Source organism: Bacillus cereus group sp. BfR-BA-01311 (genome assembly GCF_022664295.1).
Classification (GTDB): Bacteria; Bacillota; Bacilli; order Bacillales; family Bacillaceae_G; genus Bacillus_A; species Bacillus_A cereus.
On sequence record NZ_JAKUHC010000003.1, the window covers coordinates 504,912 to 522,715 of the forward strand.

A 17,804-nucleotide genomic window follows, 5' to 3' on the forward strand; every position below is an offset into this window, starting at 1 on the left:
GTATAAAATCTATTTTTTCAAAAAATGTTAAGAAATCCTTTGACTTCTTAATAAAAATAATGTAAATTATCCTATGGACGAACATTTTTGATTAATAAAAATAAAATATTCGTATTTTAGGGGTGTAAATGATGGAAAACGTATTCGACTATGAAGATATTCAATTAATTCCTGCAAAATGTATTGTAAATAGCCGCTCTGAATGTGATACAACTGTCACTTTAGGAAAACATAAATTTAAATTACCTGTCGTGCCTGCAAATATGCAAACGATTATTGATGAAAGAATTGCAACTTATTTAGCTGAGAACAACTACTTTTATATCATGCATCGTTTCCAACCAGAGAAACGAATCTCATTCATTAGAGATATGCAATCACGTGGATTAATCGCTTCTATCAGCGTTGGTGTAAAAGAGGACGAATATGAATTCGTACAACAATTAGCTGCTGAGCAACTTACACCTGAATATATCACGATTGATATCGCACACGGTCATTCTAATGCTGTGATCAACATGATTCAACATATTAAAAAACATTTACCAGAGAGCTTCGTTATCGCTGGAAACGTTGGAACTCCAGAAGCGGTAAGAGAATTAGAAAATGCTGGTGCCGATGCAACAAAAGTTGGTATTGGACCTGGTAAAGTTTGTATTACTAAAATTAAAACAGGCTTCGGAACTGGTGGTTGGCAGCTAGCTGCACTTCGCTGGTGTGCAAAAGCTGCAAGTAAGCCAATTATCGCTGATGGTGGTATTCGTACACACGGCGACGTAGCTAAATCTATTCGCTTTGGGGCAACTATGGTCATGATCGGTTCTCTATTTGCTGGTCACGAAGAGTCTCCAGGGGAAACAATTGAAAGAGATGGAAAACTTTATAAAGAATACTTCGGTTCTGCTTCTGAATTCCAAAAGGGTGAGAAGAAAAACGTTGAAGGTAAGAAAATGTTCGTTGAGCATAAAGGTTCTTTAGAAGATACGTTAATCGAAATGGAACAAGATCTTCAATCTTCTATCTCTTACGCTGGCGGAACAAAATTAGACGCTATTCGTACTGTAGATTATGTTGTCGTGAAAAACTCGATTTTCAATGGTGACAAAGTATATTAATTCTTAAATTAACTCGAAGGACAAGCATTTTCATGCTTGTCCTTCTTTTTTGTATATGAAAATGTAAAACATTTTAATTTAACTGAATTTTCTAGTATTATGTGTTTAGATAGTCTTAATAAGGGGGAGATACGACTTGAAAAATGTAATAGAAAATCGCCTTAATCGCGCAGAGGTACCCGCTGAACTAACATGGGATTTATCCGATTTGTATAATTCTGATGCCGAATGGCATACTGCATTAAACGCATTGGAAAATGATATACAGAAACTTGATTCATTTAAAGGGCATTTACATACTAGCTCCCAAACTTTATTAAATTGCCTACTTTTAGAAGAAGAGCTTTTAATGACGTTAACAAAACTGTACTCATATGCAAATTTAAAAGAAGCTACTGATCGTACAAATCCAAGTATTCAAGCGAACTCTTCCAAAATTTCTGCTTTATGGACGAAAGTACATACTGCACTATCCTTTATTCATAATGAAATCCTCTCATTCGACGAAGGAACAATTGAAAGATGTTTAACTGAAGAAACAAAACTCGAACCTTTCCGTAAATCTTTACTAGAAATACTACAAAAAAGACAGCACACACTCTCTCCTGAAACAGAAGAAGCACTTGCTGCACTTGGCGAAGTTCATAGTTCTCCATACAAAATTTACGGCATGACTAAATTGGCCGATATGGATTTCACTTCTATACAAGACGAACAAGGAAACGAACTTCCTGTTTCATTCTCATTATTTGAAAGCAAATATGAATTTTCTCCAAGCACATATATACGTCGAAAAGCATATTCATCATTTGTTTCCACACTAAAACGATATAAAAATACAATTGCCACAACATATGCTACTGAAGTAAAAAAACAAGTAACACTTTCTCGTTTACGTAAATATGAATCCGTTACTCATATGCTATTAGAACCACAAAAGGTTCCACTTGAAATGTATAACAACCAACTTGATATTATTTATAAAGAACTAGCACCTCATATGCGCCGTTTTGCAGATTTAAAAAAGAGAGTATTAGGACTCGATCAAATGCTTTTCTGTGACTTACATGCACCTTTAGATCCCGAATTTAATCCGGCGATTACTTATGAAGAAGCAGGCACGCTCATTCAAGATTCTTTAAAAGTATTAGGCGATGAATATAGTTCCATAATCCAAAAAGGATTCAAAGAAAGATGGGTAGATCTTGCAGATAACGTAGGCAAATCAACAGGGGCATTTTGCTCAAGTCCATACGGCTCTCATCCCTATATTTTAATTACATGGCAAAATACGATGCGTGGATGCTTTACATTAGCACATGAATTTGGACATGCTGGTCATTTCTATTTAGCAAATAAAAACCAACGTATCATGAACGTACGCCCATCTATGTACTTTGTTGAAGCACCATCAACCATGAATGAATTACTATTAGCTCAGCATTTACTAGCGACTACTGACGATAAGAGAATGCGCAGATGGGTCATTCTACAACTACTTGGCACATATTATCACAACTTTGTTACTCATTTACTTGAGGGTGAATATCAACGTAGAGTATATGCTCTAGCAGAAAAAGGACAGGCCCTTACAGCTACAACTTTAACTGAAATTAAAACAAATGTCCTTTCGACATTCTGGGGAGATTCTGTAGAAATCGATGAAGGTGCGGGCTTAACTTGGATGCGTCAGCCTCATTATTATATGGGTCTATATGCTTATACATATTCCGCAGGCCTCACTGCATCCACTGCAGTAGCTCAAATGATTAAAGAGGAAGGACAACCTGCTATTGATCGCTGGTTAGATGTGCTTCGTGCTGGTGGTACAATGAAACCACTTGAACTAATGAAACATGCCGGAGTAGATATGTCAAAACCAGATGCAATCCGTAAAGCTGTTTCTTACGTTGGTTCATTAATTAATGAATTAGAGCATTCTTATCAAGAATAAAAAAATAAGCCCTCGCTTTAATGAGGGCTTATTTCATATTTACTTTCCAAATCTTTTACGGTATCCACATTTTCTACATAGCTCTTCAACCGCAACTCTTCTGGAAAATCCATCAACAATGTTTGTTGCTCTTTCACCTTCTATAATGTTAGAAAATGAATCATTATTAATATTTCCAAGGTTAATAATCCCTTCACCATCTAAACAACAAGGAATAACTGTTCCGTTCGCTAAAATACCAGCTTGATTTCGAAGCCCATGACAGAATCCTTTTCCATCATCCTCTTCTTCATGCAATGCTGGCCACTGGAATTCATAGTCTTGATTAATAAAGACACGTTCCGCAATTTTTATACCTTTTCCTGGTGTAAGCTTCTCTTCAATTTGATAAGATAAATTAAACTCATTTTCAATGATAGATAATAACTCTCTATTCTTCTGGATTTCAGCATTTGTTTTATTATCCTGAGTTAAATTCCATAACCTTAACGATACAATTAAATCTGATTGACTTGTCGCTTCCCTAATGAAGGAAAGTATACTCCTTACATAGCCCTCTTTATCTTGCGAACCTGGATGTCCATCAAAACTATGCAGTGAAAAATTCATTTGTCTTAAAGCAGGCTTATTTAACAATCTATGCCTTCTCTTATTAATTAACGTTCCGTTCGTTGTAATATTAACTTTAAACCCTTTTTCATGGCTTAAATCTAACAATTGATCTATTTTTGGATGCAGCAACGGCTCACCCTTCACGTGCAAATAAATGTAGTCTGTGTGTGGTTTAATTTGGTCTAATCTTTTAGCAAAATCCTCCACAGAAATGAATTGCTTCTGTCTTTCCGTCGGCGGACAAAAGCTGCACGCAAGATTACATACACTCGTAATCTCCAAGTAAAATTTCTTAAACTTCTTCACCTTTAACTCCTCACTTCTATGACTACTTGTACTTTTTTCCTCTTCATATTACATCACACTTTTTTAGAAATAGAAACATACTTATTTTAGGAAATCTATATAACACCTATTAATGTGAAAAAGACCATCGGTAATTTTTGTCCAATGGTCTTTTTATCCTTTTATATACAAAGAATAAATTTATTTATGATACGGCTCACCACGATTAATCCGAAACGCTCTATACACTTGCTCAAGCAACACTAATCGCATTAATTGGTGTGGTAATGTCATCTTTGAAAAAGAAAGTGATTCATTTGAACGCTGCATCACTTCTGAGCTTAGTCCGAGTGATCCACCAATTACAAATGCGACTTTACTCTTTCCGTATGTAGCAAGGCGATCTAGACTTATCGCGAATTCTTCTGATGACTTTTGCTTTCCTTCTATAGCTAATGCAATCACATGCGTGTCATCCGAAATTTTATCCAGTATACGTATACCTTCTTTTTCCTTTACAATTAACATTTCTGCTTCACTTAAATTTTCTGGCGCCTTTTCATCAGGCAATTCAATTACTTCTACTTTTGCGTATGCAGATAATCGTTTTAAGTATTCTGCTATACCTTGTTTCAAATATTTTTCTTTTAATTTCCCAATTGAAATAATCGAGATATTCACACGTATCCTCCACCTTACAAACATGTTATCCACAAAACTTATCCACATATCCACAAATACTACCCACATATTGTGTGAGAATCTGTGTTCGATACAACATATGTCGCCTCATTTTGACAAAATTCACATGTTTTTTTCTCTTTTTCTGAGTTATCCACATTGTTGATAACTGGCGCAACTTCACACTCATCCACAATAATATCTAACGCTAATTCAACATGCTCTAAACAACAAGGTAAATTCATTTTCTTCACCTCACTTTTCTACAATAGAAAACAGGAGGTAGGCCCTCCTGTTTTTAATACTTTTGAATGCCTAATTTCACTGTTGTTGTTACTCTTTTTGTGCCACGATAAAACGTAAGAGTCATTTTATCATTAATTTCCTTATCATATAAGGCCGTACGGAATCCAATAATATCGCGAATCGGTTTTCCATCTACCGCTACAATAACATCATGTTCTCTTAAACCAGCATCCGCACCTGGCGAAGGACTTTTCACATCCAAAATACAAACTCCCTCTGTTACAGTACCTGGTAAATGTAATGTTTTTGACCAATAATAGTTTGGAATTTCATTTAATGACCTAAGTTCAATCCCAACATATGGTCTTCTTACTTTTCCATACTTCTCAAGTTCATTCATAATCGGAACAGCTCTAGTCACCGGAATAGCAAGGCCGATTCCTTCTACTTCTTTTGCAGCAATTTTCATTGAATTAATACCAATTAATTGTCCTGCTGCATTTACAAGCGCACCGCCACTATTCCCCGGATTAATCGCTGCATCTGTTTGTAACACTTCTACTTGCCAATCATAATGTCCATCTTGATCTAAATCTACAGGGACAATACGTTCATTAGCTGAAATAATACCTTGTGTAACTGTTCCAGAAAATTGCAGTCCAAGCGGGTTTCCAATCGCAATAACTGGCTCTCCTCTGCGAACAGTATTAGAATCGCCAATTTCAATTATTTTTTTCACATGCTTTGCATCTATTTCTAATACAGCTAAGTCTGTGACTACATCGGTTCCTAATACTTTTCCAGGAACCTTCTTACCGTCACTTAGACTTACTTCAATACGATTCGCTCCAGCTACAACATGATTATTCGTTACAATATAAGCTTGACCATCTGTCTTTTTATAAATTACTCCTGATCCTGTACCGGCCTCTGAATCTGCCTCTGAAAAGTTATCTCGTTGAATGTTAATAACACCCACAACAGCTTCAGATGCACGATCAACAGCATCTACAAAGCTAATTTGTTTAATCCCTTGAGCTTCGGCCATATTACTTCCGCTTGCTTCAGCTTGCGGAAGCGTATCAGCAGAATTTGAAAATAAAGGCGCTCCAAACGCGAATAAAGAAGCTCCTACAATTGTTCCCGCTATACTAGAAAGAACTATACCTTTGTGCTTCTTTTTTCCTGCACGTTTCATACGATAATTTTCTTCATCAATAAAGGACATATTTGTTCACCTATCTTCCTGAAAACAACTATATTCACCTTTATTGTTTACTAAAATGAAGAATTATACGTATTGAATTTTTGTAGGCATTTTTGGATCTGTATCGTGAATTTCAAAGGATTCACCCACTCCAAATCCTTTTTCCTCTAATACTTGTGATACTGACATACGCGCTAGTTCTTTCATGTTATTATCTAAGCTTAAATGGGCTAAATAAATATGCTTTGTCTCATCTGTAATTACATCTGCCATCGCTAATGCAGCATCCTCATTACAAACATGCCCAACGTCACTTAAAATACGTCGTTTAATGCTCCATGGATAACGTCCCATACGAAGCATTTCTACATCATGATTACTTTCAAATACGAAAGCATTAGCTCCCTTAATAACGCCTTTCATACGGTCACTTACGTATCCCGTATCTGTAATAAGCGCTAACTTCCTATTATTGTTATGGAAAGCATAAAACATCGGTTCTGCCGCATCATGAGAAACTCCAAATGACTCGACTTCAATATCACCAAAGGTTTTCACATCACCAACTGAGAAAATAAACTTTTGTTCAGTTGGGATATTTCCTATTAAATGTTCCATTGCATTCCATGTTTTCTCATTCGCATAAACAGGTAAATCATATTTACGTGCCAGTACACCTAAACCTTTAATATGATCACTATGCTCATGCGTTACAAGAATACCTGATACATCATTTATATTCAGTTCTGCTTGTTTAAATAAAGCCTCTGTTGCTTTACCACTTAAACCTGCGTCGACTAGTAATTTTTTTTCATCGGTTCCTACGTATAGCATATTTCCTGTACTTCCACTTGCAAGTACGCTAAAATGCAACCCCATTCTTTCTCACTCCAGTATGTTCATCAACCACTTGATTTTCCTTTTCTCCTAATTCCATAACTTGTCCTTCAATTGCATTCACAAAGAAGTCCTGCTTCTGCTCCGTTTTCAAATTCCACGTTGGAGCCAGTACTTGGTTATTAGAAGTAGATGCGGTAAGAGTGGCATAACCAATTTGCGCTTCTTTAACATGCGTATTTCCATGAATTTTATTTTTTAAATACAAATTTTCTAAAGCTGTTTGAGCCGTAATAATTTCTTGCTCTTTCGTTTTTTCACCTTCGCCCATTTCTTTTAAATCAGTTAGCATTGTCTGCGTATATGAAACAAGTTCATTTTTTTCATTTAATTCCACAACAATCATCGCCTGATTATTATAGAAAATAGGCTTATCTTTATATTTTTGGAAGAAATAAATTTTAGAGTCTTTCACCGCTCCAAATTCATACTTTTGTCCATCCAATACATAGTTCTTCAAAAATTCATTATACTTATCTTTTGATAATGATTTCGTATTTAAAAAAGGCTCTTTTAGCTTACTTTCTATCTTGTACATATTTTGTATATGCACCGTTTGATTTTTCAAAGACTGTATATCTTCTTCTTTAAAGGCTTTATTTTCTGCTCTAATAAATGACTCTTTTTTCGGTTCTTTAGGGATATTTCCCATCGTAATTTTGTTTGCTTTTAATTCTTGATCTATCTTTGTTTCTGCAATAAGCTCCAATTGATTACTATCTTGCTTTTGAATGAATTGGAAAATGAGAAAGAGGTCCAAAACAAAAAAGGTCACAATAAATATGGTTTTAATCCGATCCCAATCCATTTAGTCCTCCCTCACTCCACTCATAGATTTTCTGTTTACCTGTTTCATCTTCAACAAGCTTTACATACCAAATTGGTTGTAATCGAACTACTTGTCCATCTAGTGATAACTTGTATCCAATACCAATATCCTTAATTACTTGTTTCTTTATCTCTGGATTATTTTCTAGAGATGCTATTACAACATGCCCTGACGGAAGAGTAACCTTCTGTTCTATACCTTTAGTATTTAAAGACAGCAACGGTCTTTCATATTCCATTACTTCTTCTGATCCCCATATTTGTCTCAATTCAGCTAATCCATCTTCATTGAATACTGAATATCCATCTTCATTTAAACGAAATACTGTCTCTCCTTTATTCATATAGTCCAAACGATATGAATCCAAACTTCCACTGTGACCACTTACGAATTCAAAGCTTTTTTGTAAAAGCATTAAATTATCTATCGTTTTCTCAGTTAAGACAGAAGAGTTTTTATACTTTAGCATGTGACGATCGTTTTCAATTTCCATGGATCTAATACCATCTGTAAATGTTTCTTTCGACATCTCGGTAATCGGACTTAAATAACGAGGATCACTAAACAGAGCATTCTTAAACGTATCAACTGCTAAATTAGATGAAATATATGTTATATTGTTTAACTCTGTCGTTCCATCTGGTAAAAATAACTTTTTCATATCATTAAGTTGATAATCAAAATAAGGCTTTGCTGATACTATAAATTGATTTTGGGCATTTACAATATCTTTTAAATACACGCCACTTAATTTTGCCTCGTATATTTTAAAGTTATCACCATCAGAAACAAAGTTAATTTTAATTTCTTGATCCTTACTTCGAGAAGGATCGAGGAGAATACGATTAAAATGTTTAGGCTTATCTGTACTCTTCTCTTTCATGTTAAACATGGATTTTACTGCATCAAATGGGATATCGGTAGGGAAAACAAGTTCAACTTTCCCTTCACCATGCACATATGAAAGGAAATCACCCTTAGTGATTGATATCTCTTTAAAATCATGTAGTTCCCCTACTTCCAGAGGCTTATAGATTGATTCTATATCTGCCTCTCTTCTGCTCCCATAATGATTTTTATCTTTATGCACGATGATAGAAGTAGGACGGACAACATCGGAAATTTTAGTTTGGTTCATTCCTTCATTTCCCTGCACAAATTTCGCGTTTTGCATGGATGTAGAATCTGGCACATACGTCCATAGGTTAAAAGTAAGAAATAGGCTAATTACAACTAGGTTAATTAAAACTATTGTTTTAAAGTTTTCCATACTCATTCCCAATCGTCCTCTTCATCTGCTGCCATTGGTAACGTGAAATAAATAGTTGTCCCTTTTCCTTCTTCACTCTTCGCCCAAATAGAGCCACCATGTGCCTCAATCATTTCTTTTGCAATTGCTAATCCAAGCCCAGTACCACCCATTTGTCTTGAACGAGCTTTATCTACGCGATAAAAACGTTCAAAGATTTTATCAACGTTTTCTTTTGGAATACCCATTCCTTGGTCACTTACACTAATTTCTAATAAATCACCGCGATCACGTAAACGATATGTTACTGTTCCACCTTCTGGTGAATACTTTAATGCGTTAGAAATAATGTTATACAGCACTTGAGTAATTTTGTCAGTATCCATATCAATAAATCTAGATTTCTTAGAGAAAGATCGTTTGAAACTTACATTTTGCTCTTTAGACATTTCAAAGCGATCAATAATATTATTAAAGAAATCAGTAAAGTCGACCCATTCTTTCATTAAACGATGCTCTGTACTATCAAGTTTAGATAGCTGTAACAACGCATTTACAAGTCTAATCATTCTTTCTGTTTCTTCTTGTGTAACCGTTAAAAATTGTGGTGCAATATTTGGATCCTGCCATGCTCCATCTGTAAGTGCCTCTAAATAACTGCGCATCGTCGTTAATGGCGTCCTTAATTCATGAGAGACATTCGCCACAAACTCACGGCGTTCCCGTTCTATACGCTCCTGCTCTGTTACATCATATAGTACAGCAATTAAGCCGTTTGCCTTCCCTGTTTCTTTTTGAATAACAGAGAAACTAGCACGTAAAATATATGGTTCGTTTCTCGTACTAAAATCTAATAAAACAGAATCTGGCTCTTCATATAAATGATCGAGCGTAAATTCTTCCTGTATCCCTAATACCTCTAAAACAGATTGATCGAGCGCTGTTTCACGAGAAACATTTAACATCTTTTCCGCAGGATCATTTAGTAAAATAATATCCCCTTTTCGGTCAGTAGCAATTACTCCATCTGTCATATGTGATAAAACAGATGATAATTTACGCCTTTCACTTTCTGTAGAAGAACGAGCTTGTTGTAATTTTTTTGATAAATTATTGAAGGATAATGCCAGTTGTCCAATTTCATCATGGCTATGCACTTTTACTTTTCTCGAATAATTTCCTTTTGCCATTTCGATTGCTTGTCTCCGCATATCTGAAATTGGTCTTGTAATTGTTTGAGCCAATAAAATTCCAAGTACGGCCGTTACTAATAAAGCAATTACTGTTCCCGTAGCAAAAATTTGATTTATATCCTTCATTTGTTTATATACATCTTCCATAGATGCCACAATGTAAATAACACCAAGCGCATCCTTACCGTTATCATCTAGAATCGGAGTAAGCATAACTTGAACACGATGACCTGTACTACCATCCTTCTCAATTTTCACTTCCGGCTTTTTTTGTACTAATACTCGCTGAACAGCTATATCAGTTGATGTTCGATTCACCTTATTCTGCTTTGATTCATCTGAAATAGCCAGTAACTTTCTGTGCGAATCAAATACACTTACCTCTTGTATAACTTTCTTCTGATCAGAGGCAAATTTTCGAATTGAAGTTTTAATCGTTTCATCTGTTGACTCTGTTTCTGCTTTTGTATAACTTTTTTTAAACTCTTGCTTCAAATTATATGATAATAAGTTTGTTTGCTGCGTTAAAGAATCCCTAAAACCTTGTACTAAGCTCTTCTCTAATTCCCTTACGAAATATACTCCAATAACTTGCATCGCTATTAATATTAATAGCATATATATAAGCACAAATTTTAAATGAATAGATTGAAAAAAACCAACTTTCTTCATATACTATTCCTGCTCTGGATCACGCAAGTAATACCCTACTCCACGTCTAGTTACAATTAAAGTAGGATGGCTTGGATTATCTTCAATTTTTTCACGCAAACGACGTACTGTAACGTCTACTGTGCGCACATCTCCAAAATAGTCATAACCCCAAACTGTTTGTAATAAATGTTCGCGTGTCATAACTTGTCCTAAATGTTTCGCTAAATAATGTAGCAACTCAAATTCACGATGTGTAAGCTCGATATTTTCCTCGCGCTTCGTTACACTATATGCATTTGGATTGATCACAATTGGTCCAATAACCATTTCTGTATTTTCTTCTTTTTCCGCAGCACCACCTTGTTGATGGCGGCGTAAATTCGCCTTCACACGAGCAAGTAATTCCCTCGTACTAAATGGCTTCGTTACATAATCATCTGCCCCAAGCTCGAGCCCTAATACTTTATCAATCTCAGAGTCCTTTGCTGTAAGCATAATAATCGGCATTTCTGAGCTTTTACGTATTTCACGGCAAACCTCTAAGCCATCTTTACCTGGTAGCATAATATCTAATAAAACCATATCTGGTTGCTCTTCATTAGCCTTTTCAATTGCTTCATCACCATCATGCGCCATTACTATTTCAAAACCTTCTTTTTCTAGGTTAAACTTCAAAATATCTGCAATCGGCTTTTCATCATCAACTACTAAAATTTTCTTTCCCATCATCGTCTATTTCCTCCTTATAAAAATATGGTCAATAATCCCTAAACATATTGATGTTTACATAGTATGTCCTATATGACCGCATCCTTTGTTTAAGTATTTTCTCCTCTATTCTCATAGACTCATGTATGATCCACTTTTACACGGCATCCTATACGATCTATAGAAAAACCTCTAGCTTCAACTGCTAGAGGCTCCTCGTTCTATTTTAAAATAACTACTCAGTTTTGTAAAATTACATAAATAAAAAGGATATTAAGTGGGCCCACTTAATATCCTGAGAGTGGCTCGGGACGGAATCGAACCGCCGACACGAGGATTTTCAGTCCTCTGCTCTACCGACTGAGCTACCGAGCCAAAACTATATATAAAACCACTAATGGTGGTATAAACAAAAGTGGCGGTCCCGACCGGGGTCGAACCGGCGATCTCCTGCGTGACAGGCAGGCATGTTAACCACTACACCACGGGACCAAAAATAAGCAAAAAAAAACATGACCCGTACGGGATTCGAACCCGTGTTACCGCCGTGAAAGGGCGGTGTCTTAACCACTTGACCAACGGGCCACGAAAAATAAAATGGTGAGCCATGAAGGACTCGAACCTTCGACCCTCTGATTAAAAGTCAGATGCTCTACCAACTGAGCTAATGGCTCATACTCACCAACGTCATATTTTCGTGACGACAAGATGTATCATAACATGTATTCTGTATTTATTGCAATACTTTTTTTGTTTTTTTATAAAAGAATAAGAAAAAAAACTCATGCAGACATGAGTTTTTTTCAAAAAATGTTAATTAAGCTTCGTATACGTTACGTACAATATTTGTTTGGTTACGATCTGGTCCAACTGAGAACATAGATATTTGAATTCCTGTTAACTCAGAAACACGTTCTACGTATTTTCGTGCATTTTCAGGAAGTTCATCTAATGATTTTACACCAGTAATATCTTCTTCCCAACCTGGAAGCTCTTCATATACAGGCTCACATTTCGCTAAAATGTTTAAGTTAGCTGGAACTTCATCAATAACTTCACCATTGTATTTGTAAGCTACACAAATTTTAAGAGTTGGAATACCTGTTAAAACGTCGATAGAATTTAATGATAGATCCGTTAAACCACTAACACGACGTGCATGTCTTACAACAACGCTATCGAACCAACCTACGCGGCGTGGACGACCAGTTGTCGTTCCATACTCGCGACCAACTTCACGAATTTGATGACCAATTTCATCATGAAGCTCAGTAGGGAATGGACCATCACCAACGCGGCTTGTATATGCTTTACATACACCTACAACGCGAGTAACTTTCGCAGGACCAACTCCAGTTCCAACTGTTACACCACCAGCAATTGGGTTAGAAGATGTAACGAACGGGTACGTACCGTGGTCAATATCAAGCATAACACCTTGCGCACCTTCAAATAATACACGGTGATTATTATCTAATGCATCATTTAATACAACAGACGTATCACATACATATTGCGCGATTTGTTGCCCGTACTCGAAGTACTCTTCGAAAATTTCTTCTACAGTGAAACCTTCTGTATCGTACATTTTTTCAAATAAACGATTTTTTTCTACTAAATTGCGCTCAAGCTTCTCTTTAAATGCTTCACGGTCTAAAAGATCAGCCATACGAATACCAATACGAGCAGCTTTATCCATATATGCAGGACCGATACCTTTTTTCGTTGTACCGATTTTGTTATCACCTTTACTTGCTTCTTCTAACTCATCTTGTTTTAAGTGGTAAGGTAAAATAACATGTGCACGGTTACTTACACGTAAATTATCAGTACTTACACCACGATCGTGTAAGTATTTTAACTCTTCAAGTAATGCTTTTGGATCTACTACTAATCCGTTTCCGATTACACAAATTTTCTCTTTATAGAAAATACCAGATGGAATTAAGTGTAATTTATATTTAACTCCGCCGAAAACAATTGTATGTCCCGCGTTATTTCCACCTTGATATCTTGCAACTACTTCCGCATGCTCAGAAAGAAAATCAGTGATTTTACCTTTTCCTTCGTCGCCCCATTGTGTTCCTACAACTACTACTGAAGACATTATTAAAGCACCTCCGCAATTTTCAAACGATCTATTCAAACAATATAATTGTACCAAAACCGAAAGAGAAGTCAACCGAAAAGCGAACATTTTTTCACAAAAAAACATTTTCGTTCGTAAGAATTATATATTTAACTTATGAAAGCCTTATCTTTCTTATAAAAAAAAAGAAACACATCTTATTATAAGAAATGTGTTTCTTTTTTATACTGCCTTTATGCCGGTGGAGCATGTCCATCCTCAAAACGACGTTCTAAGTTAACGAACTTATTGAACTCTTTGACGAATGCAAGTTCCACTGAACCTACTGGACCGTTACGTTGTTTTGCAATAATAATTTCAATTGTATTTTTGTTTTCCGTTTCTCGATCATAGTAGTCTTCACGATATAGGAAAGCTACAATATCAGCATCCTGCTCAATACTTCCAGATTCACGAATATCAGACATCATCGGGCGTTTATCTTGACGAGATTCTACACCACGAGATAACTGTGATAAAGCAATAACAGGCACTTGCAATTCACGCGCAATCCCTTTTAAGGTACGAGAAATCTCAGATACTTCCTGCTGACGGTTTTCTCCTGATTTCCCACTTCCTTGAATAAGCTGCAAATAGTCAATCAAAATCATACCAAGACCTTGTTCTTGCTTTAATCTACGGCATTTTGCTCGAATCTCATTTACTTTAATACCTGGCGTATCATCAATATATATACCAGCATTTGAGAGACTCCCCATTGCCATTGTTAATTTTGCCCAATCATCGGAAGTTAATGAACCAGTACGAAGTCTTTGTGCATCAATATTCCCTTCTGCACAAAGCATACGCATAACAAGCTGATCAGCACCCATCTCCAAACTAAAAATCGCTACATTTTCATCCGTTTTCGTCGCTACGTTTTGTGCAATATTTAATGAAAATGCCGTTTTCCCTACTGATGGACGTGCTGCCACGATAATTAAATCATTTCGTTGGAAACCTGCTGTCATCTTATCTAATTCAGTAAACCCAGTTGGTATCCCAGTAACTTCACCCTTTTGATTATGCAAAAGTTCAATTTTGTCATAAGCATCTACAAGAACATCTTTAATGTTTTGGAATGCTTTTGCATTCGTTTGATGGGATACTTCTAATATTTTTTTCTCAGCCTCGTTTAAAAGACCATCCACATCATCTTCTCTCTCGTATCCATCCGATACAATATGAGTCGCCGTGCGAATTAAACGACGTAAAAGCGCCTTTTCAGCGATGATGCGTGCGTAATATTCTACGTTAGCTGCAGTTGGCACAACTTCTGCTAACTCTGCTAAGTAAGAAACCCCACCAACCTCTTCTAGTAATCCTTGATCAGCCATTGCTGATGTCATCATTACTAAGTCAATCGGCTCTCCCTTATCAGATAGCCCAAGCATGACTTCAAAAATCTTTTGATGTTTCGTTCGATAGAACGAATCAGGTACCAATAACTCTGATGCTGAAGTTAACGCATCTTGATCAATCAATATGGCCCCTAAAACCGCCTGCTCAGCCTCTATATTATGCGGAGGGGTACGATCAGCAAGTACATCACTCATACGCAATCCTCCTTGCTTAATTTATTTTTATTGTTCACTAACATGAACTTTTACTGTTGCTGTTACTTGTGGATGCAATTTCACAGTAACGTTTGTATAACCTAGCGCACGGATTGCATCGTCCATTTCAAATTTACGTTTATCAAGTTTAATCTTGTGTGATTTTTGCATTGCATCTACGATTTGTTTGCTTGTGATAGAACCAAATAAACGGCCACCTTCTCCAGATTTCGCCTTTAATTCTACAGTTAATTTCTCTAAAGTCTCTTTTAACTCTTTTGCATTTTCAAGCTCTGCTGCTGCATCTTTTTCTTCTTTACGCTTTTGAGCTTCTAAAGTTTTCATACTGCTATTTGTTGCTTCAGCAGCTAATCCTTGTTTTAGTAAGAAGTTATTTGCATAGCCATCTGGTACGTTTTTTACTTCTCCTTTTTTACCTTTACCTTTTACGTCTTTTAGAAAAATTACTTTCATGATTGTGTGCCTCCCTGTAAATAGTCATCAATAACAAATCGAAGCTTCTCCTCAGCTTCATCTACTGTAACATTTTTCATCTGTGTGGCTGCATTCGTCAAATGCCCGCCACCGCCTAAGTTTTCCATAATTAGCTGCACATTCACTTCACCTAAAGACCTGCTGCTAATTCCAATGAGATTCTCGCCACGTTTCGCAACAACAAATGATGCAATAATCCCTGTCATCGTTAATAACGTGTCTGCCGATTGCGCAATAAGCACTTGATCGTAGTAATCATCACTATCAACTTTAGCAATCGCAATTCCATTTTTATAAATGTACGCATTTTTTATAGCTTTTGCAACCCGTAAATACTGATCCATATCTTCCTTTAAAAGTTCTTGTACAAGTACAGTATCTGCACCATGTGAGCGTAAATAAGAAGCAGCATCAAATGTACGAGCCCCTGTCCGGAATGTGAAACTTTTCGTGTCGACAATAATACCCGCTAACAATGCCGTCGCTTCTAACATTGTCATCTTTAAATTTTTAGGTTGATACTCAAGTAATTCTGTAACCAATTCTGCCGTTGAAGAAGCATATGGTTCCATATAAACTAGCAATGGGTCTTCAATAAAATCTTCTCCACGGCGATGATGATCAATAACTACTACATTTTCAATTTTATGTAACAGTTTTTGCTCCATCACCATAGAAGGTTTATGCGTATCGACAACAACAAGTAACGACTCATCATTTGCAAATTCCATCGCTTGCTCTGGAGTAATAAAATGAGACCATAACTCCTCATTTTGTTTCACTTTGTCCATCAAACGCTTAATTCCTTTATCGGAATCATTTTCATCTAACACAATATATCCTTTACGCTCATTTAATTGAGCCACTTTTAAAATACCAATCGCAGCACCAATTGCGTCCATATCGGGAGCCCTATGCCCCATAATAATGACATTACTACTTTCTAATACTAAATCCTTTAACGCATGCGAAATGACCCTGGCGCGTACACGGGTACGTTTTTCAACCGGATTTGTCTTACCTCCATAGAACTTAACTTTACCTGTCGCTTGTTTAATAGCTACTTGGTCTCCCCCACGCCCAAGCGCAAGATCTAAACCAGATTGAGCCATTGCTCCAAGCTCTGATAAAGGTAAATCACCTGATCCGACACCCACACTTAATGTAAGTGGTATATTCCTTTTAGATGTTTCTTCACGCACCTGATCTAAAATGCTAAATTTCCCTTTCTCCATCTGCGTCAAAATACTTTCATTTAGCACAACGAAGAATCTTTCTGAAGATGCACGTTTTAAATAAGCACCATACTTAAGTGCCCATTCATTTAGTCGCGATGTCACAAGACTTGTTATATTCGTACGTAATTGATCATCTAATCCTTGTGTAACTTCATCATAATTATCCAAATAGATGACAGCTAAAACAGTCCTTTGATCCTCGTACATCTTTTCGATTTCTGTTTGTTCCGTTACATCAAAGAAATAAATTAACTTTTCTTCTTTCCTTACAAAAACGCGAAACTTTCGATTATTTAAAGAGACTATATCATCAGAAGTTTCTCCTTTAATGAAAAGAAGTAATGTTTCTGATACATCGTAAAGGTGCCATCCAGCTAATGCGTGCTGTCCCAGACATGAAGATAAATAAGGATTTGCCCAATCAATCCCATAATCCTTATTGTATAACAAAATACCAATCGGCATTTGGTTAAATGCTTCATTACTTACTTTCTTTACTCTTGTAATCATATCTGTCGTATGCTTTTCGAAATTCCTTTGAAAATTAAGTTCAAATCGTATAACGATAAAGAATACGATACAAAAAATGACAAAAGCAGCTATACCCATAATTAAATGAAAATAACAGAGAATTGAAATGAGCACAAACACAAAAAATGCCAATACATAAACAGGATATAAAAACCACTGTTTCTTATCAAATTCAGGCATGTATACAACTCCTATAAAGTAAAACTAACTTACCTTCCAGTTAGTT

At 36.1% G+C, this 17,804-nt stretch carries 15 protein-coding genes and 4 tRNA genes; 2 read left to right on the forward strand and 17 right to left on the reverse strand.

All coding sequences use genetic code 11. The features are described from left to right. Nucleotides 1-131 precede the first annotated feature (131 nt). Nucleotides 132-1,115: a GMP reductase gene (gene guaC / locus MR136_RS10390; RefSeq protein ID WP_000432447.1), complete on the forward strand. Its 984-nt coding sequence runs from the start codon at nucleotides 132-134 to the stop codon at nucleotides 1,113-1,115. Nucleotides 1,116-1,251: 136 nt separating this feature from the next. Then, on the forward strand, nucleotides 1,252-3,069 hold the full coding sequence (pepF, locus tag MR136_RS10395) for an oligoendopeptidase F (RefSeq protein ID WP_061457941.1): 1,818 nt from the start codon (nucleotides 1,252-1,254) through the stop codon (nucleotides 3,067-3,069). 39 nt (nucleotides 3,070-3,108) lie between these two features. Here the strand turns inward: pepF and MR136_RS10400 are convergent, their stop codons facing one another. From MR136_RS10400 to MR136_RS10480, 17 genes are all read right to left on the reverse strand, one after another. Continuing rightward, nucleotides 3,109-3,987: a radical SAM/SPASM domain-containing protein gene (locus MR136_RS10400; RefSeq protein ID WP_000713636.1), complete on the reverse strand. Its 879-nt coding sequence runs from the start codon at nucleotides 3,985-3,987 to the stop codon at nucleotides 3,109-3,111. 180 nt (nucleotides 3,988-4,167) lie between these two features. Continuing rightward, the gene (gene rlmH, locus MR136_RS10405) at nucleotides 4,168-4,647 is read right to left on the reverse strand and encodes a 23S rRNA (pseudouridine(1915)-N(3))-methyltransferase RlmH (RefSeq protein WP_242259367.1); all 480 of its coding nucleotides are present in this window, start codon (nucleotides 4,645-4,647) and stop codon (nucleotides 4,168-4,170) included. Nucleotides 4,648-4,706: 59 nt separating this feature from the next. Then, a complete protein-coding gene (locus tag MR136_RS10410) occupies nucleotides 4,707-4,892 on the reverse strand; it encodes a CxxH/CxxC protein (protein ID WP_001052827.1) in 186 nt (61 codons plus the stop codon). Between the two features lie 53 nt (nucleotides 4,893-4,945). Further along, nucleotides 4,946-6,121, reverse strand: coding sequence for a S1C family serine protease (locus tag MR136_RS10415; protein ID WP_000008031.1), 1,176 nt, complete (start codon nucleotides 6,119-6,121; stop codon nucleotides 4,946-4,948). 63 nt (nucleotides 6,122-6,184) lie between these two features. Further along, a complete protein-coding gene (locus tag MR136_RS10420; RefSeq protein ID WP_000522837.1) occupies nucleotides 6,185-6,979 on the reverse strand; it encodes an MBL fold metallo-hydrolase in 795 nt (264 codons plus the stop codon). Continuing rightward, the gene (locus MR136_RS10425) at nucleotides 6,963-7,805 is read right to left on the reverse strand and encodes a two-component system regulatory protein YycI (protein ID WP_000383740.1); all 843 of its coding nucleotides are present in this window, start codon (nucleotides 7,803-7,805) and stop codon (nucleotides 6,963-6,965) included. Before MR136_RS10425 ends, MR136_RS10420 begins: the two co-directional genes overlap by 17 nt. Next, the gene (locus tag MR136_RS10430; protein ID WP_000061560.1) at nucleotides 7,786-9,102 is read right to left on the reverse strand and encodes a YycH family regulatory protein; all 1,317 of its coding nucleotides are present in this window, start codon (nucleotides 9,100-9,102) and stop codon (nucleotides 7,786-7,788) included. Before MR136_RS10430 ends, MR136_RS10425 begins: the two co-directional genes overlap by 20 nt. After that, on the reverse strand, nucleotides 9,099-10,940 hold the full coding sequence (walK, locus tag MR136_RS10435) for a cell wall metabolism sensor histidine kinase WalK (RefSeq protein ID WP_000755367.1): 1,842 nt from the start codon (nucleotides 10,938-10,940) through the stop codon (nucleotides 9,099-9,101). Before walK ends, MR136_RS10430 begins: the two co-directional genes overlap by 4 nt. Nucleotides 10,941-10,943: 3 nt before the next feature. Then, nucleotides 10,944-11,651: a cell wall metabolism DNA-binding response regulator WalR gene (walR, locus tag MR136_RS10440; protein WP_000971865.1), complete on the reverse strand. Its 708-nt coding sequence runs from the start codon at nucleotides 11,649-11,651 to the stop codon at nucleotides 10,944-10,946. A 281-nt stretch (nucleotides 11,652-11,932) separates the two neighbouring features. Next, nucleotides 11,933-12,005 (reverse strand) — tRNA-Phe (locus MR136_RS10445). A 41-nt stretch (nucleotides 12,006-12,046) separates the two neighbouring features. Beyond that, a tRNA-Asp gene (locus MR136_RS10450) sits at nucleotides 12,047-12,122 on the reverse strand. A 21-nt stretch (nucleotides 12,123-12,143) separates the two neighbouring features. Next, nucleotides 12,144-12,215 (reverse strand) — tRNA-Glu (locus MR136_RS10455). Nucleotides 12,216-12,228: 13 nt separating this feature from the next. Next, nucleotides 12,229-12,304 (reverse strand) — tRNA-Lys (locus MR136_RS10460). Between the two features lie 143 nt (nucleotides 12,305-12,447). Then, the gene (locus tag MR136_RS10465) at nucleotides 12,448-13,737 is read right to left on the reverse strand and encodes an adenylosuccinate synthase (RefSeq protein ID WP_000100238.1); all 1,290 of its coding nucleotides are present in this window, start codon (nucleotides 13,735-13,737) and stop codon (nucleotides 12,448-12,450) included. A gap of 215 nt (nucleotides 13,738-13,952) precedes the next feature. Continuing rightward, nucleotides 13,953-15,314 (reverse strand): replicative DNA helicase, encoded by a 1,362-nt coding sequence (gene dnaB, locus MR136_RS10470; protein WP_001286148.1) that lies wholly within the window; start codon nucleotides 15,312-15,314, stop codon nucleotides 13,953-13,955. 27 nt (nucleotides 15,315-15,341) lie between these two features. Then, the gene (gene rplI / locus MR136_RS10475) at nucleotides 15,342-15,788 is read right to left on the reverse strand and encodes a 50S ribosomal protein L9 (protein ID WP_000864228.1); all 447 of its coding nucleotides are present in this window, start codon (nucleotides 15,786-15,788) and stop codon (nucleotides 15,342-15,344) included. Beyond that, entirely contained in the window at nucleotides 15,785-17,758 is a 1,974-nt protein-coding gene (locus MR136_RS10480; RefSeq protein WP_001113785.1) for a DHH family phosphoesterase, read from the reverse strand. The genes rplI and MR136_RS10480 overlap by 4 nt, the downstream gene beginning before the upstream one ends. Between the last annotated feature and the right edge of the window lie 46 nt (nucleotides 17,759-17,804).